General features: G+C 44.9%; 25 protein-coding genes. 9 read left to right on the top strand and 16 right to left on the bottom strand.

All coding sequences use genetic code 11. The features are described 5' to 3' along the window. Window positions 1-252 precede the first annotated feature (252 nt). Window positions 253-1,626: a UDP-N-acetylmuramoyl-tripeptide--D-alanyl-D-alanine ligase gene (gene murF, locus ACFVP7_RS02660; RefSeq protein WP_032722958.1), complete on the bottom strand. Its 1,374-nt coding sequence runs from the start codon at window positions 1,624-1,626 to the stop codon at window positions 253-255. Between the two features lie 71 nt (window positions 1,627-1,697). Next, window positions 1,698-2,783, bottom strand: a complete 1,086-nt coding sequence (locus ACFVP7_RS02655) for a D-alanine--D-alanine ligase (protein ID WP_014475870.1) — start codon at window positions 2,781-2,783, stop codon at window positions 1,698-1,700. Window positions 2,784-2,936: 153 nt separating this feature from the next. Between ACFVP7_RS02655 and ACFVP7_RS02650 the strand changes: the two genes are divergently transcribed. Then, window positions 2,937-3,257, top strand: a complete 321-nt coding sequence (locus ACFVP7_RS02650; RefSeq protein ID WP_003234326.1) for a thioredoxin family protein — start codon at window positions 2,937-2,939, stop codon at window positions 3,255-3,257. 14 nt (window positions 3,258-3,271) lie between these two features. Here ACFVP7_RS02650 and ACFVP7_RS02645 read toward each other — a convergent pair whose 3' ends face one another. After that, window positions 3,272-4,144, bottom strand: a complete 873-nt coding sequence (locus ACFVP7_RS02645) for a cation diffusion facilitator family transporter (protein ID WP_396582959.1) — start codon at window positions 4,142-4,144, stop codon at window positions 3,272-3,274. A gap of 247 nt (window positions 4,145-4,391) precedes the next feature. Here ACFVP7_RS02645 and ACFVP7_RS02640 point away from each other — a divergent pair, with 247 nt between their 5' ends. Both ACFVP7_RS02640 and fbpB read left to right on the top strand, forming a co-directional pair. Continuing rightward, window positions 4,392-4,556, top strand: a complete 165-nt coding sequence (locus ACFVP7_RS02640) for a Fur-regulated basic protein FbpA (protein ID WP_014478893.1) — start codon at window positions 4,392-4,394, stop codon at window positions 4,554-4,556. Continuing rightward, window positions 4,510-4,689: a Fur-regulated basic protein FbpB gene (gene fbpB, locus ACFVP7_RS02635; RefSeq protein ID WP_072592579.1), complete on the top strand. Its 180-nt coding sequence runs from the start codon at window positions 4,510-4,512 to the stop codon at window positions 4,687-4,689. Before ACFVP7_RS02640 ends, fbpB begins: the two co-directional genes overlap by 47 nt. A 23-nt stretch (window positions 4,690-4,712) precedes the next feature. Here fbpB and ACFVP7_RS02630 read toward each other — a convergent pair whose 3' ends face one another. From ACFVP7_RS02630 to dctS, 9 genes are all read right to left on the bottom strand, one after another. Continuing rightward, window positions 4,713-5,858, bottom strand: a complete 1,146-nt coding sequence (locus ACFVP7_RS02630) for an acyl-CoA dehydrogenase family protein (protein ID WP_396582958.1) — start codon at window positions 5,856-5,858, stop codon at window positions 4,713-4,715. A 129-nt stretch (window positions 5,859-5,987) separates the two neighbouring features. Beyond that, window positions 5,988-6,323, bottom strand: a complete 336-nt coding sequence (locus ACFVP7_RS02625; protein WP_003225151.1) for a hypothetical protein — start codon at window positions 6,321-6,323, stop codon at window positions 5,988-5,990. 94 nt (window positions 6,324-6,417) lie between these two features. Then, window positions 6,418-7,185 carry an ABC transporter permease gene (locus ACFVP7_RS02620; protein WP_015715273.1) on the bottom strand — a complete coding sequence of 256 codons (768 nt, stop codon included), beginning with the start codon at window positions 7,183-7,185 and terminating at the stop codon, window positions 6,418-6,420. Then, window positions 7,178-8,104, bottom strand: a complete 927-nt coding sequence (locus ACFVP7_RS02615) for an ABC transporter ATP-binding protein (protein ID WP_003246573.1) — start codon at window positions 8,102-8,104, stop codon at window positions 7,178-7,180. The genes ACFVP7_RS02620 and ACFVP7_RS02615 overlap by 8 nt, the downstream gene beginning before the upstream one ends. Beyond that, complete coding sequence (locus ACFVP7_RS02610; RefSeq protein WP_014475863.1) at window positions 8,097-8,261, bottom strand: hypothetical protein; 165 nt, start codon at window positions 8,259-8,261, stop codon at window positions 8,097-8,099. Before ACFVP7_RS02610 ends, ACFVP7_RS02615 begins: the two co-directional genes overlap by 8 nt. A 118-nt stretch (window positions 8,262-8,379) precedes the next feature. Further along, a complete protein-coding gene (locus ACFVP7_RS02605) occupies window positions 8,380-9,432 on the bottom strand; it encodes an AI-2E family transporter (protein WP_396582957.1) in 1,053 nt (350 codons plus the stop codon). Between the two features lie 148 nt (window positions 9,433-9,580). Then, entirely contained in the window at window positions 9,581-10,846 is a 1,266-nt protein-coding gene (gene dctP / locus ACFVP7_RS02600; RefSeq protein ID WP_017697010.1) for a C4-dicarboxylate transporter DctP, read from the bottom strand. A gap of 120 nt (window positions 10,847-10,966) precedes the next feature. Continuing rightward, window positions 10,967-11,647 (bottom strand): two-component system response regulator DctR, encoded by a 681-nt coding sequence (gene dctR / locus ACFVP7_RS02595; RefSeq protein ID WP_014478888.1) that lies wholly within the window; start codon window positions 11,645-11,647, stop codon window positions 10,967-10,969. After that, window positions 11,637-13,244 (bottom strand): sensor histidine kinase, encoded by a 1,608-nt coding sequence (dctS, locus tag ACFVP7_RS02590; protein ID WP_212060414.1) that lies wholly within the window; start codon window positions 13,242-13,244, stop codon window positions 11,637-11,639. Before dctS ends, dctR begins: the two co-directional genes overlap by 11 nt. Before the next feature lie 69 nt (window positions 13,245-13,313). On the opposite strand from dctS, the gene dctB reads away from it, so the two are divergent. Together dctB and ACFVP7_RS02580 are read left to right on the top strand one after the other, a co-directional pair. Beyond that, the gene (gene dctB, locus ACFVP7_RS02585; RefSeq protein ID WP_003234350.1) at window positions 13,314-14,366 is read left to right on the top strand and encodes a C4-dicarboxylate TRAP transporter substrate-binding protein DctB; all 1,053 of its coding nucleotides are present in this window, start codon (window positions 13,314-13,316) and stop codon (window positions 14,364-14,366) included. Between the two features lie 85 nt (window positions 14,367-14,451). Beyond that, window positions 14,452-15,273, top strand: coding sequence for a manganese catalase family protein (locus ACFVP7_RS02580; protein WP_021481714.1), 822 nt, complete (start codon window positions 14,452-14,454; stop codon window positions 15,271-15,273). A 36-nt stretch (window positions 15,274-15,309) separates the two neighbouring features. Here the strand turns inward: ACFVP7_RS02580 and ACFVP7_RS02575 are convergent, their stop codons facing one another. The 4 genes from ACFVP7_RS02575 to ACFVP7_RS02560 all read right to left on the bottom strand — a co-directional run bounded on the left by ACFVP7_RS02575 (window position 15,310) and on the right by ACFVP7_RS02560 (window position 17,460). Beyond that, window positions 15,310-15,654: a YdbC family protein gene (locus tag ACFVP7_RS02575; RefSeq protein WP_396582956.1), complete on the bottom strand. Its 345-nt coding sequence runs from the start codon at window positions 15,652-15,654 to the stop codon at window positions 15,310-15,312. A 17-nt stretch (window positions 15,655-15,671) separates the two neighbouring features. Further along, a complete protein-coding gene (locus tag ACFVP7_RS02570) occupies window positions 15,672-16,004 on the bottom strand; it encodes a cupin domain-containing protein (RefSeq protein ID WP_210216712.1) in 333 nt (110 codons plus the stop codon). 138 nt (window positions 16,005-16,142) lie between these two features. Continuing rightward, window positions 16,143-16,514, bottom strand: coding sequence for a glucose starvation-inducible protein GsiB (gene gsiB, locus ACFVP7_RS02565; protein WP_003234357.1), 372 nt, complete (start codon window positions 16,512-16,514; stop codon window positions 16,143-16,145). A 127-nt stretch (window positions 16,515-16,641) separates the two neighbouring features. Then, on the bottom strand, window positions 16,642-17,460 hold the full coding sequence (locus ACFVP7_RS02560) for an EcsC family protein (protein WP_014478880.1): 819 nt from the start codon (window positions 17,458-17,460) through the stop codon (window positions 16,642-16,644). A gap of 117 nt (window positions 17,461-17,577) precedes the next feature. On the opposite strand from ACFVP7_RS02560, the gene ACFVP7_RS02555 reads away from it, so the two are divergent. The 4 genes from ACFVP7_RS02555 to ACFVP7_RS02540 all read left to right on the top strand — a co-directional run bounded on the left by ACFVP7_RS02555 (window position 17,578) and on the right by ACFVP7_RS02540 (window position 20,242). Further along, window positions 17,578-18,030 (top strand): DUF2188 domain-containing protein, encoded by a 453-nt coding sequence (locus ACFVP7_RS02555; protein WP_046380792.1) that lies wholly within the window; start codon window positions 17,578-17,580, stop codon window positions 18,028-18,030. Window positions 18,031-18,107: 77 nt separating this feature from the next. Beyond that, complete coding sequence (locus ACFVP7_RS02550) at window positions 18,108-18,365, top strand: GlsB/YeaQ/YmgE family stress response membrane protein (RefSeq protein ID WP_003246519.1); 258 nt, start codon at window positions 18,108-18,110, stop codon at window positions 18,363-18,365. A 229-nt stretch (window positions 18,366-18,594) separates the two neighbouring features. Continuing rightward, on the top strand, window positions 18,595-19,872 hold the full coding sequence (locus tag ACFVP7_RS02545) for an Nramp family divalent metal transporter (protein ID WP_032680356.1): 1,278 nt from the start codon (window positions 18,595-18,597) through the stop codon (window positions 19,870-19,872). Between the two features lie 103 nt (window positions 19,873-19,975). Next, on the top strand, window positions 19,976-20,242 hold the full coding sequence (locus ACFVP7_RS02540; protein WP_021481716.1) for a hypothetical protein: 267 nt from the start codon (window positions 19,976-19,978) through the stop codon (window positions 20,240-20,242). The last annotated feature ends 381 nt before the right edge of the window (window positions 20,243-20,623 follow it).

Here is a 20,623-nt window from a genome sequence, read left to right as displayed (position 1 = left end):
TCAATAAGATGAGAAGCAGATCGGCATCTCGAATATGCCGGCTGCTGCTCCATCCGCTCCCAAGAATCCAGCGGAGAACTTCGGGTCACGATGAAAAGTCCGGACGAATATGTTCGTATCGCGAAATAACCTATATATATTGTATCATAGCCGCAGCCGGCCAGATATACATAATTTTCGGCCGGCATACATTAGTGTTTGCACATCATGTTATTTTATGATGCAATATGCGTTTTTTCGCAAAATATTTTCTTACGAAAGCGGGCTCTCTATTAAATCTTTAACGATTTCTTCAAGCTTCATACCTCTGGACGCTTTGAATAAAATCAAATCGCCTTTTAATGCGTTTTCCTTCACAGCTTGGAGGAGATCTTTTTTCTCAGTGTAATGGCTGACGCGGTCTTTCTCAAAGTGTTTCAGGGCGCCTTCCGCGATAAAAGCTCCCAGTTTTCCGTACGTAAAGACGCGGTCAATTTTATCAGGGCTGATCACAGCGCCGCACTCTTTATGGAACGTTTCTTCAAGATCGCCGAGTTCAAGCATATCACCGAGCACGAGCATTTTTTTGCCGTAGCCTTCGAGGCTTTCTGTCAATTGAATTGCAGCTTTCATGGAAGTCGGGCTCGCATTATAAGCGTCATTGATTATCGAAAGGCCGCTGTCTGTTTTGATGAGTTCAAGTCTCATCCCGGTTACCTTTAGGCCGCTCAGTCCTTTTGCCGCACCCTCAGGCGTGATGCCAAAATAAGCTCCTGCAGCAATCGCTGCCATGGCGTTCATCACATTGTGCTTGCCGAGTATTGGAATAAAAAACGTGTTTTTTATCCCTTTGATTGTAAAATGGGTTCCTTCCTCACTCTGGCTGACATCCTGAAGCTGATAATCATTATGCGCTCCCGTACCGTACGTTTTCGTCTGGCAGCTGTATGCATTTTGAAGAAGCGGTTCGTCCCCGATATAAATCAGCACTCCGTCTTCTTTAAGCCCGTTAATGATTTCAAGCTTCGCCTCCGCGATGCCCTCTCTAGAGCCAAGGTCTTGCATATGCGATTCGCCGATATTCGTAATCACTGCCGCATCCGGGTTTGCCAGTCGGCTCAAGAGGTCAATTTCTCCTTTGGCGCTCATTCCCATCTCCAATACGGCGATCTCCGTATTTTCAGGCATCGCTAAAACCGTCAGCGGCAAACCGATATGATTATTGAAGTTTCCTCCTGTTTTGTGAACACGGTACTTGGTCCCCAGTACGGCGTGAATCATATCTTTTGTTGTCGTTTTGCCATTGCTTCCGGTTACTCCGATGACACGTGTGCCAAGCTCCTGCAAATAGGCTTTTGCAAGCTGCTGAAGTGCGGTAAGGGTATCGTCCACTAAAATGACGGCGTGATTCTCGGGCGGATTTGGTTCTGACCGATCCCAAAGAACAGCCGCTACACCAGCTTCAAAAGCCTGCTCCACAAAAGTGTGGCCGTCAAAACGTTCCCCTTTCAGCGGAATGAAGAGCTGATGTTGTTCCAGTTTTCTTGTATCGGTTGCCACTCCATGAATGACTGTTTGTTCATATTGCGGATTTGTTAGTGTGCCATTAACCATTTCGGCAATGTTTTTTACTGTTCGCTTAATCAAGTAAGGTCCCTCTCTTTCTTTTGTATATACGGGAAAAAACACTGCCCTTTTACCGGCAGTGTCCTTCTTCATTAGAATGTATGCTTAATCAATTGTTTTTCAGCGTGGCGTTCTTTTGCAAGCTCCACAAGCTGTTCAATCAGGTCAGCATATTCCACTCCGGCTTCTTTCCAGAGCAGCGGGAACATGCTGAAAGGTGTAAAGCCAGGCATTGTGTTGACTTCATTGATCAGAACTTCGCCGTCAGCTGTCAGGAAAAAGTCCGCTCTGACGAGTCCTGAACCGTCGATCGCTTTAAATGCTTTGATCGCCATATCACTGATTGTTGCGTATTCCTCATCAGTCACAATCGCCGGAATCATCAGATCAGTATCTCCATCCTCATATTTCGCTTTGTAATCGTAGAAATCCGTCTTCGGTGCGATTTCCCCCACAACAGAGCATTTAGGATCGTCATTTCCAAGAACGCCGATTTCGATCTCGCGGCCGTTAATGCCTTCTTCGACGACGACTTTGCGGTCATATTGGAAAGCAAGCTCAAACGCTTTTTGCAGTTCTTCACGGTTTCGGCATTTGCTGATTCCGACACTTGAGCCGAGGTTAGCCGGCTTTACGAAGCAAGGGTAGCCTAATTCCTGTTCAACCTGCTCGCAGCTTTCTTTCGGAGAACGAGTCCAGTCTTTCTTAAGGAAAGCTGCGTATTTAGCCTGAGCAAGGCCAGCCTGCGCAAATAAATGTTTCATGACAACTTTATCCATGCCAGCTGAGGAAGCAAGCACTCCGTTGCCGACATAAGGAATGTTCAACAGCTCGAGCATTCCCTGAATCGTACCGTCTTCTCCGTTCGGTCCGTGGAGGAGCGGGAATACGACGTCGATGGCTTCATTTTGCTGTGACGCTTCCTGCGGAAACATCTCCTGGTTCAAGGCAGCTGGAGAAAAAGCACTGCCTCCTTGCTCAAATTGAAGCATTTTCACATTTGAAACAGGCTCAGTTAAACGGGCGCCTCTTACCCATTCGCCTTTTTCTGTTATATAAATCGGATGTATATCAAACTTCTCAGTATTTAGCGCTTTGATTACAGCCAGAGCCGTCTGCAGGGAAACATTATGTTCTGCCGACTTTCCTCCGTACACTAATCCTAGACTTGTTTTCAATGGATACTCCCCCCACTACAATTCATCTTTACTATCTTATCATTTTCACCGGAAAATGATCTAATTATTTTTGGGCATGCTGATGTTGAATGCATTTGTATGTAATTCCTTTTTATTTTATATTAAAATGGCATTGAAAAGGAGATGTGACATATGAAAAAAATCACAACAAACGAACAATTTAATGAACTGATTCAATCTGATAAAGAAATCATTGTAAAGTTTTATGCTGATTGGTGCCCAGACTGCACACGCATGAATATGTTCATCGGCGATATTTTGGAAGAGTACAACCAAAACGATTGGTATGAGCTGAATAAGGACGAGCTTCCTGACCTGGCTGAAAAATACCAAGTAATGGGCATTCCCAGCCTGCTTATTTTCAAGAACGGTGAAAAAACAGCTCACCTTCACAGCGCCAATGCCAAAACGCCTGAAGAAGTGACTGAATTTTTATCTGAACATATAAGCTAATTCGTTAAACAGCCTTATTTTATGTCGTCGGGCTCTACATGAACATGAACATGAGTGACATCGTGTTCATGTTTTATTTTTTCTTCTACTTCATCCGCCACTCCATGGCCTTCTTCTACTGTAAGCTTCGGATCAACCGTAATCACCATCTCGATATGAACTGTACTGCCTAAATACCTCGCTTTCACATCCTTTAGGCGATGCACATTTTCAATCCTGCCGACGGTCTGTTTGTAAGGCTCAAGATCTTTTAAATGGAAGCCGTCTGTTAAGGAATGTGAAGCGTCTTTAAAGATATCCCACGCAGTTTTGCAAATGATGATGCCGATGATAAAAGCCGTTACCGGATCAATCCACGGCAGCTTCAGCTGGGACGAAAAAACACCGATAAACGCGCCGGCACTTACAAAAGCGTCTGACCTGCTGTCCTTTGCCGCTGCCATCAGGGCAGAGCTTTTAATGGACGCTGCCAGCCTTTTGTTATATAAATAGATGCCATACATAAACACAGCACTGCCTAACGCCGTCCATGCCGCGATAAGATTTGGCGTTTCCGTTGTGCCGCCCGCAATCGCTTTTCCTCCGCCGATTAACACTTCAATGCCGACTGCCATCATAATAAAAGACGCAACAAGAGACGAAATTGTTTCAGCCCGATAATGGCCGTATGGATGATCGCTGTCAGCCGGTCTTTGAGAAATCCGCAATCCTATCAGCACTGCTACTGACGCAACAATATCTGTTCCATTATTTAACCCGTCTGCTCTCAGCGCTTCAGAATGATATAGAATCCCGATGACTAGCTTTACAACAGCAAGGATGACATATGCAAAAATATTGAGGAGCGCCCCTTTTTCTCCCTTTTTCAGATTTTCTGTCCGCTCCATTGAATACCAGCCTCCATTCTATTACATAGTATGGTTCAAAACATGAAAAATAGCAGGGGGCGTTCAATGAAGCGGAATATTTCGACAGCAAATTATTGCCCGGGAAACTTTTTGTCGATTTGTTGAATGTTTGTAAATTGGTGAAAGAATAGGACTGTTTTCACCTTTACAGGCGATCGCGGACATTGTATACTGAAGTTAATTGATAATGATTATCAATATCGTTTGATTGGAGGTTGGTGACACAATGACACCTCAGTCTGCAGAAATCAGAAAAAAACAGCTCATTCATCTGTTAATACAGAATGGTATATACAAAAAGTCAAAGCGTCATCTGTATGAATTGTCGCTGACGGAGTTAGAAAGTGAATACAACCATGTCAGGAGGGCGCCGGAGCATGCCGAAGCGTAAAGTGAAAACTTACCAACAGCTGATCCAGGAAAACAAAGAGGCGATTATGGGCAATCCAAAGCTGATGAACGTTATTTATGACAGAATTGACCGCAAGCATCAAAAAAATCTGCAAGAGCAAAACAATACATAAAAAGAGCCGGTAAGGCTCTTTTTTTATGACTCAAACGCTTCAGCCGCCAGCTTGTGTATCACGGCGTCATCCATCGGCGGGTTGTGAAGACCGGCGCGCACATCACGGTAATAGCGCTGAAGCGGGTTGGTTCGTTCCAGGCTTTTGGCCCCGACAATTCTCATCGCTTTATCAACAACAGACAGCGCAGCGTTTGTGACGATATGCTTAGCCGCACCGAGCTCGCTGGTCAAGTGTGGACGCCGCTCCGGATCGTCATACAATTGAGCGATATGGAAAAGAAAGTGTCTGGCATTGAGCAGTTCAAGCTCCATTTCGCCTGTTCTTTGCTGTACGGCCGGGACATTCTTGATCGGTCCATTCAAGCTGTTTGGAGAATACTCAGATGCAAATTGCACTGCATAGTCACTAGCAGCTTGAGCAACACCAAGATAAATCGCCGGAATGTGAAGCAGCCAGCCATTCGGCTTAGCTCCGCGAGGCCCTTGAAGCAGTTCCACCAGCTTATTCTCATCAAGCATGACTTCGTTCAGTACAAGGTCATGGCTCCCAGTCGCCCGCATCGCCATCATATCCCACGTCTCTTCAATCGACAAGCCGGGATCATCTTTATGAATGAGAAACACGCCTGTTGTTTGTTTGTCTTCAATCCATGCGGTTACTAAAAAATAATCCAGAGCTTGTGACATCGTCGTAAAGGTTTTTCTCCCGTTCACTGCCCATTTGCCATCCTTTTTGACGGCGTTTGTACCGGGACGCCCTCCTCTTGTCGGGCTTCCGGTTTTCGCTTCAGTTGCCGCCCTGTTAATGACAGCTCCGTTTTGGACTTCCTTGGCAACAAATGCAAATACGTCTTCATCCCAGCTGTTGCCTTCCCCAAGCTCGCCGATTACACTCAAATGCCAGCCGATGCTAAGAGCCGTAGGAGCATCTCCCCGTGCAAGCCGTTCTTGAAACAGGAGCATATCGTAAACAGAAATGCCCCCTCCGCCATGAGATGCCGGCAATGTTAATGCCGTATACCCAGCATCACGCAGTTTTTGTATTTTCTCTGCAGGAAAACGTCCCTGTTCGTCATCTTCAGCAGCAGTTTGCTGAAATTCATCCGCAATCCGTCCGATTTTCTCCATCCATTGCCGCTGTTGATCGTTTTGTATAAATAATGACATCCGGCAGCCCCCCAAGTTTTAATTCCGATAAATTTAATATGTATTATAGATTTCCTGCCATTTTTCCGCAACTGTTAATCTTTTTGTCCAGTATAGAAAAACACGCCGTTCCCCAAGGGAACAGCGCGATTACACAGGATTTGCATCCCGGTCTTGTTTCATGCCGAGATAAATCAGCATATATGTCAGGTAACCCATCGTCATCACCAGGCCGCCAAAGAAAAAGCTTGAGAAAATCGGCTCTTCAAAAGCGGTCACTGCGGCCAACACAATCCAGCTGGCATACAGATAGATGATAAAATAGCGGATGCCCGTCTTCATTTTATATATCATGTACAGTCCCACGAGTGAAAACAACCCAAGCGCGAGCCTGAAATAAACAAGATGTTCAAACTGAAACATGAATGACACAAATGAGAATCCAAGCAGCAATACAATCGGTAAAGCGGTAATAAAGTTCCTCAATCGAGACACCTCCGTCAGTACCTTTAGTATAAACCAAAATATCACTTGATATTGATTTACGTGAGCTTTTTCACAAAAATGTCATTCCTTGCCTTTAGACCCGAACATCCCGTTTACAGAAGCACCACCAGCCAACAACGATGAAGAATATGGCATGTATGATGAGAATTCCAATTGAGAACAATGGCGTCATGCCTGAAAACAACGCTGTCTCTCCGCTTCTGTATTGCGTAAAGTCAGTGTTCGCAAAAAGCAAAAAGCTGCCCCACTTGTTTTCAAACAACTTCATGAGCTGAACAAGTGTACTCGCTCCGTATAAAACGACAAAAGAAACAACAACTGCTACCGCGCTATTGCGGAACAGCGAAGAACAAAGCAGCCCGAATAATCCCATCATTACAGCTTCAAGCCAGTTTGACCCGATCAGCGCCAAGGTGTTGACCAGCAATGTCTTTGATTCCGCAGTCACCGATGTGCCAAAAAACACGAGACCGAATAATAATGCCAGAATGTAGTATGCCAAATACAAATAGAAGCTGACCATCACGACTGTGATTAATTTTGACCAAAAGACCTTTTGGCGTTTAACCGGACGAATGAGCAAAAATTTGATCGTCTTTTTATCAAATTCCATCGAAACAATTGTTGCTGCAATTACGATCGTTAAAGCCTGCAGCAAAATGTTCAGGCTCGGTGTATACGATAAATAGCCGATGAAGTTTTCATCTGTTCCGGCACTGATGACAATCCGTTTAATGATCAATGCCATGAAGAATTGAAAGACAGCCATCAGGATAAGGGAAACCAAAGTGACCTTCCGATTAAAAAGTTTCATATGTTCATTCCAAATTAATTTAGACAAGCTCTTCTCCCTCCTCTTGATGAGCTGTTGTCGCTTTTATAAATTCGTCTTCCAGTGACTGCGTGTAAGGCGTAATGGAAAATACATTTAGATCTTGTCCGACAAGTGATCGGTTCAGCTCCGGTATGTTTTCTTTTGCCACCTCAACTACAATCGTCCCGTCTTGGCTCTCAGCTTGATATTGATTGCCTGTCAGCCAATTGAGCGCTTTTTCTTGCGGCTGCACTTCTATAATCGCTTTTTCTGTGGTTTGATCAGTTCCTTGTAAGCTGACTTCCGCTTTGATCTCACCTTTTTGAATGATGATGACACGGTCGCACAAGTCTTCAACCTCGCGCAATAAATGAGTGGCGAACAGGACAGCTGTTCCTTCCATTTCTGCGAGTTCCTTAATATGATCGCGAAAATCCTTCATCCCCGCAGGATCGAGGCCGTTTGTCGGTTCATCTAGAATGAGAAGCTTCGGCCGGTGAAGAATTGCCTGGGCGATTCCCAGGCGCTGGCGCATCCCAAGGGAATAGGTTTTCACCTTATCATGAATCGCTGACGTCAGCCCGACACGTTCTACCACTTCATCAAGCCGTTCATCCGCTATTTTTTTGTGCATATTCGCAAAGTGCTTGAGGTTTTCCCAGCCTGTCAGGTACGGATAGAACTCAGGGTTCTCAACAATCGCTCCAACCGCTTCCATCGCTTTTTCAAACTCTGTATCATGCTGGAATCCGCTGATTGTCACGCTTCCGCTATTTTGTTTCAGCAGCCCGACGATGATACGGATGAGTGTTGTTTTTCCGGAACCATTCGGACCGAGAAGGCCGATGATTTCACCCTCCATGACGTCCATGCTGATCTGTTTTAAAATCTGTTTAGACCCAATCTTTTTATCGAGGCCTTCAATATGTAAAATCGGCTCAGCCATAAAGCCTTCCTCCTTTTTCGACAAAAAATAAACAGTGCCCAACATTAGGCACTGTTTGTATTATAGCATTTGTTGCTTCCAAATGTTTGGTTAAACCGATGATGAGCGTTTGCTCCGACTGTTTGTTCTTTTCAGTTTCTGTAATGATGACAGGCATTGTCACCTGTTGTGTTCACCACTGTGCGAAGCAATGCCAAGCTCCGATCCGAGTCTTAATCTCATGCCCTGAACAGGCAGGCCGGCAGATCGAGGCACACTCATTATTCGATTTTAAACTACTTTTTATCGCTATTCACTCGGGGTCCTTTAGACCTATCTTCCTTGTTGGTGACATCCAGAATATCAAGGAGAAACACAAAGATCGGAATCCCGATAATTAAACCCCAAATGCCGAAAAAGTGTTCAGAGAAAATGAGTACAGTGAAGGTGAAAAAGATTGGCAGCTCTGTTTTCGCCGACATCAGCTTCGGATTTAAGAAATATGTTTCGATCGCATGAATGGCGAATATGACAAGGACAATGTAGAGCACATACATTCCGCCGCCAGTGCTGTAGGCGATAATGCTGAGCGGAATCAGGGAAATGACGACGCCTGCTACAGGGATCAACCCAAGGAAGAACACCATAATCGAAAGCCCAAACAGCTGCGGAAAATGCATAATCCAAAGCGCGATAAACGTCAGAATACAGTTGACGAGCGCAATGATAAATTGAGCCTCGAGCACCTTGCCGAACGTTCTTGCAAATTTGCTTCCGAAAAAAGCAATTTCCTCATAAAAGACCCTCAGTTTGCTCGTTTTAAATTTCGCCATGAATTCAGAAAGCCGTTTTTTCTCAAATAAGAAAAACATGCTGAGAATGAGCGCCATCACGACCTGCAAGCCGAATGTGCTGATATCGGCCAGATACGTATACACTACATTGAAGCCCTCTTTGACATATGAACTGATGTTAATATCTCCGAAGACACTGGTGATCTCATCAAAGAAAGGGATGCTGTCAGGGTGATACGCAATATGTTTAATCTGCTTAACCAGCTGCTGGATCTGCGCCGCGACGACCGGATAAAACACAAAGCCCCCGACTGTAAGCAGCACAGCCAGCAACATGTAAAGAAACGTAATGACAACCCGCTGGCTCACGCGGAAGAACTGGCTTACAAACTGCCGCACGACAAGCTCCAAACGATCCATTAGAAATGTGAAAATAAAGGTAAGCAATATTAAGTTGATCATGCTCTTAAATAGATATAACACACCAGTTAACACGACAAAGATGGAGAAACGCCTTACTCCCGGGTGCTGAAAAAATTTAACTAAAGCGGCCATTTATACACTCCTGTTAGGACAAACGTCCTTCATTCAATATAGTATCCATTTGTAAATTATATAACAAAAAAATGCTGAGGTCTCTGTCCTTACCTTAATAATTCTTAAACAATTAAAAAAACGGCCCCATGGATGGGCCGTTCTTTTTTCAGACTGCTGTTTTCATTTTTTTCATGCCTTCCACAGCCTCTACGCTTTTTGCTTCATCAAATTCATTTTCGCTTTTGGCAACAATGATCGTGGCGATTCCGTTTCCGATTAGGTTCACAATGGCTCTTCCTTCACTCATGAAACGGTCGACCCCGAGCAGGAGTGCAAGCCCCTCCAGCGGAATGACCTGCAGCGCTGACAGCGTTGAGGCAAGGACGATAAATCCGCTTCCCGTCACACCTGCCGCTCCCTTCGATGTCAGCATCAGAACGAGGATAATCGTAATTTGCTGGCCGATGCTGAGGTCTACTCCAAACACCTGTGCCAAAAAGACAGTCGCCATTGATAAATAAATGGATGTGCCGTCGAGGTTAAACGAATAGCCCGTCGGAATAACAAGCCCGACAACGGATTTGGAACAGCCGTAGCGCTCCATTTTATCCATCATACGCGGAAGCACCGATTCTGAAGAGCTTGTGCCAAGCACGATCAGAAGCTCATCCTTAATGAAGCGAAGGTAATTCCACAGGCTGAATCCGTAAAGCTTGCAGATGATATTTAAAGCAACAAATACGAACAGGAACATCGTAATATAAACAGACATCATTAAGCTTGCCAGCGGTTTGATGGAATCGAGCCCGAAGTGTCCGATTGTATACGCCATCGCCCCGAATGCCCCGATTGGCGCGGCACGCATAATGTAGCCGATAATTTTGAAAAAAACGTGAGAAACCTTGTCGAAGAAATCAATGACGCTTTTCCCTTTTTCGCCTAATGCCGCAAGACCCACTCCGAAAAGAATAGAAAAGAATAAGACCTGCAAAATGTCCCCTTTTGCGAAGGCATCAACCATGTTGGATGGAACAATGTGTGTAACAAATTCAATCCAGTCGATTCCCTGACCGCCATTTTGCGTGTATTGTGATACATCTCCCTTTTCAAGCTTGCTGTAATCAAGACCCGCACCCGGCTTCATAATATTGACGACAAATAAACCGATAATGAGTGCGAGGGTGGTGACAATCTCGAAATAGATAAACGCTTTTCCCCCTACTTTTCCAACCTTCTTCATATCGCCCATTTTTGCAATCCCGAGAACGATTGTGAAGAAAATAATTGGTGCGATCACCATTTTAACAGCGTTGATAAATGTATCGCCAAGCGGTTTCATTTCTTTGCCGACATCCGGCCAAACCAGCCCGACAATGACCCCAATGATGACCGCGGTTATGACCTGAACTGTTAAATTTCTAAACAGTTTCATATCCTTCATCCCCCTGTCCTATTCGCCTTTTGTGTCTTTCTTACTAGAATGATAGCGTTTTCATAACGTCTGGGGAAGTTTATGATCATAACGGACATTTTGGTCTTTTTGGTCTCAGGTTTATCCTTTTAACACGTAACGGTTGACCGGCCGGCCGACTCCGCCGTATTGAACGTCCAATTTGATGATCCCGGTTTTTTCTAAGTAATCAAGATATCGTCTGGCTGTCACTCTGGCGATGCCGAGCGCCTTGGCGACCTCTTCAGCAGAAAGGGATGCGGTTTGCTGTTTCAAAAAAGCAGTGACTTCATTCATCGTGAAGTGATTCAACCCTTTCGGCAGATCCTGTACGGCCTGCTGCGGAATATTCAGGATCGCATCGAGCTGTTCCTGGGACAGCGTATCATTCGCTTCGATTTTTTGTTTATATTGCTTGTACTTTTCGAGCGCCTGTCTCATTCGCTCAAGCTTAAACGGCTTTAAGATATAGTCAATCGCTCCGTTTTGCAGCATGAGTGAGATCGTTTCCTTGTCTTTTGCAGCGGAGACGACAATGACATCCACTTCAAGCTTTTGCTTTCTGATCTCCTGCAAGGTCTTGATGCCGTCTTTTTTCGGCATGTACACATCGAGAATGACGAGATCCGGCTGTTCTTCTTTAATCAGCTTCATGCCTTCCTCTCCGTTTCCTGCCGTTGCACAGACAGTAACGCCTTTAACAGTTGTAATGAAATCCTTATTGACCTCTTGAACCATCGGATCGTCTTCAATGAGCAGAACCTTCCATTCTTTACGAGCCATGCTGTGCTTCCTCCCCCTTCATTGGAAAAACGATAGAAAAAGATGTCCCCTGCCCCGCATGTGAATCAACTTCTATCGCGCCCGATCCTTTGTCTATGATTTGTTTCACTAGATACAGGCCATAGCCTGTGCCGCCAGTTTTATTGACCGTAAAACCTTTGTCGTAAAGGCGAGGCATATGTGCCGGATCAATTCCGCAGCCGTTATCTTCTATTAAAATAGCAAGGATATCATCTGTTTGTTCGATACTAATGTCAATTCGTTTGTCTTCAGATTGAACGGTTTCAAATGAGCCGAAGGCATTTTCAATCAGATTCCCCAAAAGCACGACAATATCATGCTGATCAACATGCTCGGGAAATTGCTGAAGACTGCTGTTTTCATCTATATGAACAGCAATGCCGAGCTCTCTTCCCCTTCTGATTTTACTTAATAGAAGGCCTGCCGCAGCGTCATTTTGAATCGAGCGGTGCAGAAATTCAGTCACATTTTCCTGCTCAGTTGACGCCTGGAATGCAAGCTGCAAGGCTTTTTCAGATTTCCCCAGCTGGATGAGACCGGCGATCGTGTGCAGCTTATTCATATGCTCATGGTTTTGGACACGGAGCGCCTCCACAAAGTTTCTGACACCAGTCAATTCCTCTGCCATCTTGGCCGCTTCCGTTCTGTCCTGAAAAATCGCGACGGCGCCGATCACTTTTTTCTTCATGACGATCGGAATTCTGCTGCTCATGATGACTTTTCCGCTGACACGGATTTCTTCATTATAAACCGCTTTGTTCCGCTCCACGATTTCGGGCAGGCGCGAATCCTTGAGAACCTCCCAAATCACCTTGCCGATCAGATCCCCCTGCACTTCAAAGATCTGTTTCGCTTTTTCATTGAAAATCGTAATGACGAGCCGATTGTCAATAGCGATCACCCCTTCATTCATCGAGTGAAACGTCGCTGTCCGTTCTTCATACATTCGGACAATCTCATGGGGTTCAAGCTGAAACATTTGTTTTTTGATATGGCGGGCCAGCAAAAAGGAACCAGCAAGGCCGAAGCCGAGTGTCAGCACAACGATGAATGCGATATCACGCTTTAAATGAAGCAGGATGTCAGCGATCCCCGGCAGCGTTTTTCCGACAAGCACCACGCCTATTTGGTTCAGGTCTTGATCCTTAACCGGATAAAAAGCGCGAACCGCCGTGCCGAGCTCGCCCTTTGCTTCAGAGAAATAAATGTGCTCCGCAAACGCTGCCTCCTCGTCTGCACCTTCTGATTTTTTGCCGATGCTTGTGCTGACAGGATGCGTATATCGGATGTGATTCATATCCATGACGACAATATAGTCTGCTTCATTAATCATCCTGATTTCTTCAACGGCATGGCGAACAGCTTCTGTTTGTTTTTTTCGCGCCAAGGCTTCTTTCACTTCTGTCATCTCTGACACCGTCCTGGCCGTATTCATCAGCCGCTTTTTCAGCTCCCGCTCCTCTGTATGCTGAATGTTGCCGATGAGCACAATGCCGCCGATCAAAAAGGAGAAAATGACGAGTATATAGGATAAGATCGTGATTTTCCAACGGATTGAGAGCTTCTTTTTGTTCATCAGCTTCTCCTTTCAGGTCTTTACGAATGTCATTGCCCCCATTATCCTTAACATAGGGGAGGGCTTTTCATGAAGAGTTTGCTTGCATGTCTCGCACTGATGATCGCTGGAATTGCAACCGCTTTATTTATCGGATTCCATGATCATACAGGCAATAAAAAGATTGTTTATGATGACGACCAGGAAGGCCTGCAGGATCAAATCGTGTTTAAATTCAGCCACGTGGTTGCTGAAAATACGCCAAAAGGGCTGGCCGCCAATAAATTCGCTGATCTGGTGAACGAAAAATCAGGCGGGAAAATAAAAATAGAAGTATTTCCGAATGGAAGCCTGTACTCGGACATTGAAGAAATTGAAGCATTGCAAAACGGCGATGTTCAATTTATCGCCCCCTCCACATCGAAGCTCGGCATGCTCTCGCCTGAATGGGGAGTGCTGGATCTGCCGTATGCATTTACAGATTACAACGCCGTCAAAAAAGGGCTGAACGGAAGCATCGGCACACAGCTGTTTGATTCTCTAAAGAAAAACCAATTAAAAGGACTGGCCTATTGGACGAACGGCTTTAAACAAATCACAACAAATCAAGGGCCGGTCAAAACACCGGATGATTTAAAAGGGCAGGATCTGCGCATTATGCAAAGTGATGTGATTGAGGATCAGTTCAAGCTGCTTGGCGCAACACCTCATCAGGAATCCTTCAATTCTACCTTTCAGCTGTTAGAAAACAATGTAGTCGATGGCGAAGAAAATACAATTTCAAACATCTATTCTAAAAAATTTTATAATGTTCAGGACTATTTGACAATAAGCAGCCACGGTTACCTCGGCTACGCTGTCATGACTGATGAACACTTCTGGAAGGCGCAAACACCAGAAACAAGACGCATTTTGACTGAAGCGATGAAGGAGACGACGGAGTGGAATGAAACGTATGCCGAACAAATGAACAAGGAGCAGCTGGAAGAAATCAAAAAGAATTCTGCTATACATATTTATGAGCTGTCAGATAAAGAGAAACAAGAATGGATGAAGCGTCTTGACCCTGTTTACCGGCAGTATGAGCCCATCTTCGGCCGGGAGCTGATCCGGGAACTGTTGGAGCTGCGAAAAGATTCATAGTTCCCATCTCGATACGCTGTTTTTCGTTTATCTTTCTATCGATCGGAAATATAAAAAGAGATAAACGAAAAAAGGAGATGGGTACATGTTTAAGCACACAAAAATGCTGCAGCATCCTGCTAAACCAGATCGTCCAGATCCATTATTCGCTAAAAAAATGCAAGAAATTTTAGGCGGGCAATTCGGAGAAATTTCAGTTGCCATGCAGTACTTATTTCAAGGCTGGAACACAAGAGGAAATGAAAAATACAAGGACTTGCTGATGGATACGGCAACCGAGGAGCTCGGGCATGTTGAAATGATTGCAACAATGATTGCCAGACTTCTTGAGGATGCACCTCTTGATCAGCAGGAAAAAGCTGCTGAAGATCCGGTCATCGGCTCCATCCTAGGCGGCATGAACCCTCACCATGCGATTGTATCAGGACTTGGCGCTATGCCTGAAAGCAGTACAGGCGTACCTTGGAGCGGCGGTTATATCGTAGCAAGCGGAAACCTGCTGGCAGACTTCCGCGCCAACCTGAATGCGGAATCTCAGGGCCGTCTGCAGGTCGCACGCCTGTTTGAAATGACGGATGACAAAGGCGTCAAAGATATGCTCAGCTTCCTGCTGGCGCGTGACACAATGCACCAAAATCAATGGCTCGCCGCCATTAAAGAATTAGAAGCACAGGAAGGTCCGGTTGTGCCGGGTACATTCCCGAAAGCGCTCGAAAAACAAGAGTTCTCACATCAGCTTATCAATTTCTCTGAAGGCGAAGAAAGCGCCCAGCAAAACTGGCTGAATGAAAAAGCGCCGGACGGAGAAGCCTTTGAATATGTGAAAGAAGCAAAAACGTTTGGAGAAAAACCGGAGTTAAAACCAGCACCGCCTTTTGTTCATAATACACTTCCGGGACGCGAGTAAAGAGACAAGCCCAAAACATGATGTTTTGGGCTTTGATTATGCCTTCAGAACCGTCCAGTCTGGTTCGTGCCGGATATCAGGGTTATGTAACAGATCGTGAACGAACGGTTTATCCTCTTCGTACACCGTCACCTCTATCGAAAGAATTACAGCCTTCTGATCGTTTTCCTCGTATATGCTGTCATGTTCGTTCTCCATAAAATGATCATAGGCTTCTCTGTTTTCCCATACACTGATGATTTCTGCGGTGAGCGGCTCGTCTATCGTTTTTCGCCAGCCGCCGGCCTGTTTGATAAAGCCGCTTATATGCGATAATGCTCCCCACTGTGACTGCGCTTTTGCAAATGCTTCAGCGTTTGCAGCGTCTACTTCACATATCATCTTTTTGATTAGCGTGGCTACTCCTCTATGATGACGGTTTCGGCTTGTTTATGCTCCACACAGAGATTTACCGTTCTGACGTAAGAGCGTGTGCGGTGAACCGTGCCTTTCGGGATCAGCAGGCTGTCATTTGTTTTGAGCACCGCGGTTTCTTTGTCCTTAAAATCGATCAGCAGCTCCCCTTCAAGAACAATAAACAATTCGTCTGAGTCAGGGTGATGGTGCCAGTCATATTCTCCCGTAAACACCGCAAGGCGCACGCAGTGGTCGTTGACCTCTGAGATTGAAAAATTGGCGTGCTTTTCTTTGACTTCATTTGCGATGGCGAGCAAGTTTTGTATCTTGGGCATTAGCGAAAACCCCTTTTTCACTTATTGTATCGCAATAGCGGCATAAATTGAGAAGATTCAAAAAAAAAAAAAAAAGCGATCCAGCTGATGTGCCGGATCGCTTTTTTATTTACAGGTTGTCTGCCTTTATGCTTTTGATTAGTCGTTGTTGCGGGCGTTTCCGCCTTTTGAGCCAATTTCTTGGTAGAATTCTTTATCATGATTTTTGCTTGTTGCCTCTCCGCCTTTTCGGCCGATTTCTTGATAGAATTCTTTGTCATGATTTTCGCTAGTGGCTTCTCCGCCTTTTTCACCGATTTCTTGATAGAACTCTTTGTCATGATTTTCGCTAGTGGCTTCTCCGCCTTTTTCACCGATTTCTTGATAGAATTCTTTGTCATGGTTTTTACTTGTGGCTTCTCCGCCTTTTTTCCCAATCTCTTGATAGAATTCTTTGTCATGGTTCTTGCTTGTTGTTTCTCCGCCTTTTCTACCTGCTTCTTCTCTGCTCATTTTGTTATCGTCTGCCATTTTGAATTCCTCCTTTAATTGGTGTTGGTTGTTGTATTCCCGCTATCAATTCTTTTAAACAAACAAAACACATTGGGTGTGTTTTCAATAAAAAAGCAGACGGATTGCGGTGTCCGTCTGCTTTCTGCTATTCCATCTCTCGTTCTGTTTCTTTCAGTCGTTCAAGAATGCGCCTCTTTTTGTACAGCATCATGCCTGTCTCGGTAATGTCGTTTAATGTTGAGCGATTGGCAGCGGCGCCAAAAACCATTCCGGCAACCGGCACCATCTGGAAAAGTTTTTTCCAGCCAAACGTGTCTCGATAGCCCAAAACGACTTCTCGCCAGCCTTGGATTTGAGAAGCGACATTCTTATATGTACGGTCTTGATCGTAGTGTTTTAATTCCTGCAAAATCGATCTTTTGCCGACAACATCAGCCGACGTCAGCTGCAGGCATTTCACAATGAAGACGCGTTCTTTTTTCTCCTTTGGGTCATAGCCGTATGCGACTGCGATATCCTGTAATGTTTTTAGTGATAAGCCAAGCACTGCCGGAATGTCTGCCGCCAGCGTAAACACGCCGCCCACACCGGTTGTCGCGCCTTGAACGGTTGCTGCGTTGGTTCTGTTTTTGCCCATTCCTTCCGCAATTTCATCCATGACAGGAAGAGGCGCTTTCCGGATGTCCTCCAGCGATTCAAAGATCTCCTCCGGCAGTTTCTTTTGAAACATCCTGATAATCTGTTTTTCAGATGTCAGGTACTGTCCGCCTGTTTGAACAAAGCTGCCGACCTCATCCAAGAGCTTGCCGATCTTTTTCTGGATGAATTCTGGTGTCAGCTTGTCCAGGAGTTGAAACGGGAGACGGCTGAGCTTTTCCCAAAACCAGACTTTTTGCTGATCTTTTTCCCATTTCTCTATCTCTTTTAATTGCTGATGTAAGTCTTCTTTTCGTTCTGTTGGCACCCAACCCGCACTTCCCTTCCGTTTTTTCTACTATATAGTATACCTTCATTTTTTCGGATGCGTTTTTATTTTTCACCTGCGGGTACCATTTTTATAAAAGGAAAAGGAGTGATGGACATGCCTTGGTCGATGAAGGATTATCCTGCTTCATTAAAAAATCTTGAGAAGCCGGTGAGAAAAAAGGCGATAGACATTGCGAATGCGATGATTGATGAAGGCTATGAGGAAGGGCGCGCGATTCCAATTGCGACAAGCAAAGCGAAGGAATGGGCGGAAAACGCCTCTACAGATGAAATTGATGATTTCCTGACGCATGATGATGAGACAGAACGCGATGCTGATCCAAGCAGCGGCAGCGGCTCCGAGCTCATGAACAAAGCAGAACATGTTATTAAGCATAAAAAAGGCTGGGCAGTCAAAGCCGAGGGCGCCAAACGCGTGTCTGAAATCAAGGATACAAAGAAAGAAGCGATTGAACGGGCAAAGGAAATCGCGGCGCATAAAGGCACTGAGGTCATTGTTCATTTAGCTGACGGCAGTGTGCAGAGAAAGATTAAAACAGGATCATAAAGGAATATGCTTTTAGGTGTTTCGAAATGATCAGGAGCGGTTATTGATTGGTAAATCATTTATGAGAGGTGATCATGATGCTTAGCTTTTTGGTTTCATTAGTTGTTGCTATTGTTATCGGATTAATTGGGAGCGCCATTGTAGGAAACCGGCTGCCGGGAGGAATTTTCGGCTCTATGATTGCCGGGCTGATCGGCGCTTGGATTGGGCACGGACTTCTTGGCACATGGGGACCGAGCCTCGCCGGCTTTGCTATTTTCCCGGCCATCATCGGGGCAGCCATCTTCGTATTCTTGCTGGGCCTTATATTCCGCGGGCTGCGGAAGGAAGCCTAGACTCATTAGATACAGAAGGCATCGTTTCGAACTGAAACGATGTCTTTTTATATGGGACCTTATCCCGAATCCCTACATATCATGTTACATAACAGGGAAAAATTCAGAAGTGTATTTTGAACATTTTCGGTTGACAAGAAACCGGGATGGTCATATGATGTAGATAAAATAATTTGCCTCAAGGAAACTCTTTGTTGTACGGCAAAAACAAACAGAATTCAGGTGAGACATGATGAACAAGGACATCACAGCACAATCTCCCCGTTCCAAAGCCGTCCAAGATGCGCTTGACGGGAAAATCAGAGGATTCAGAGGGCTGCTCCCTTTTCTCGGCCCTGCATTTATAGCAGCCATTGCCTATATTGATCCCGGCAACTTCGCAACGAATATTTCGGCGGGTTCTAAATACGGATATATGCTCTTATGGGTGATTTTATTTTCTAATATTATGGCGCTTTTAATTCAATCCCTATCCGCCAAACTCGGTATTGCGACAGGCAAAAATTTGCCTGAGGTTGCCCGTGAAGAATTCCCGAAGCCTGTCTCGATCGGATTATGGATTCAGGGCGAGCTGGTCATTATCGCAACTGATCTGGCGGAATTTATCGGAGCGGCTCTGGGACTGTATTTGCTGTTCGGCATTCCGATGCTTGAAGCGTCTATTATAGCTGCGATCGGTTCTTTCGCGATATTGGAGCTTCAGCGCCGCGGTTATCGCTCACTTGAAGCCGGTATTGCCGGTATGCTGTTTGTGGTCGTGATCGCCTTTGCGCTGCAAACCTTTTTCGCAAAGCCTGATGCCGTGTCAGTGATGAAGGGCCTTTTTGTCCCGGCGTTTCATGGCACCGACAGTGTGCTTCTTGCAGCGGGTATTCTTGGCGCAACTGTTATGCCGCACGCCATTTATTTACACTCTGCCCTTACACAGCGGCGGGTGGTTGGCAAAACTGATGCAGAACGGAAAAAAATCTTTAGGTTTGAATTTATTGATATTTTAATAGCGATGCTGATTGCAGGGGCTATTAATGCAAGTATGCTGATTGTGGCTGCTGCATTATTCTTCAAAAACGGCCTGTTTGTTGAGGATCTTGACGTCGCATTTCAGCAATTCGGACATCTTGTCAGCCCTATGTCTGCGGCTTTATTCGGGATCGGGCTGCTCGTTGCCGGTCTATCCAGTTCGTCTGTCGGCACACTTTCAGGCGACGTGATTATGCAAGGATTTATCAACTACCGCATTCCGCTGTATGTACGGCGTTTTATCACGATCATTCCGCCGATCTTGATCATCGCGTCAGGTGTTAATCCGACGACCGCTCTCGTACTGAGCCAAGTCGTGCTGTCCTTCGGGATCGCCTTTGCCCTCATTCCGCTTATTATGTTTACAAGCAATAAACGGATCATGGGATCTCTGATCAACGCCAAATGGGTCACAGTGGTGTCTTGGCTGATTGCTGTATTGATCGTCGCTTTGAATGTGTTTTTAATTGTAGATACGTTTCGATAAAAAAACCGGCTTCTAAAGCCGGTTTTTATTTTTTCGCAAAAGCTCATTGATACCCTTTTTGACAGAAATTTGTTATGATAGAAGAAAAATCGGAGTTTTGATGATGTCAGTATTTATTCTGTTTTATTTGTGGATTGTTCCTATTGTAATCGGGATTTTATGTTCTGTTGCTGCCCATAGATCCAAGGGAAAAATGAGAGTCGCGCCCGGCATTGCCATGATCGTGCTCAGTATCATTTCCTTAATCACGGCGTTTACGGCCGGACACACAAATTTCCACGTGTTTATCGGTGGCATGTTTTTATTCGGCACCTTCTTGGTCGGTTCTGCTTTTCCTTTCTTCTTCGGGCTGAAGAAAAAAGAGAAATAAGCTTATAATGAGAAGAGTTCTGTAAGATTTGATAAGAATAAGCATGCAAGGACAAAAATAATTGACTAGGTAAAATTAAGACTGCCGACTCACATCGACAGTCTTTTAACTATACAATTGTATTTATTTCGTGTTAATTAACAAAAACAAGAAGTCCTTAAGATTAGCTAAAAATAAAAACAAATAACAAAATAGCACTACTCCACTTAATCGTTTATTTTTGAAAAATATGCACTTGTCATTTTGTCCTTTTTTTGCATAGTTATAATCGTGATAACAAGCGTAGATCATTCCAATTGATCCGATTAAATAAATAATAATCTTAATGTAATCAAACATAAAACCCCTTCCCCCTAAATTGGATTGAAAAGACATAATAAT

Source organism: Bacillus sp. SG20033 (genome assembly GCF_044570195.1).
Taxonomy (GTDB): domain Bacteria; phylum Bacillota; class Bacilli; order Bacillales; family Bacillaceae; genus Bacillus; species Bacillus subtilis.
Note: the sequence above shows the minus strand (reverse complement) of the source record. Positions and strands in the feature narration are given on the sequence as shown.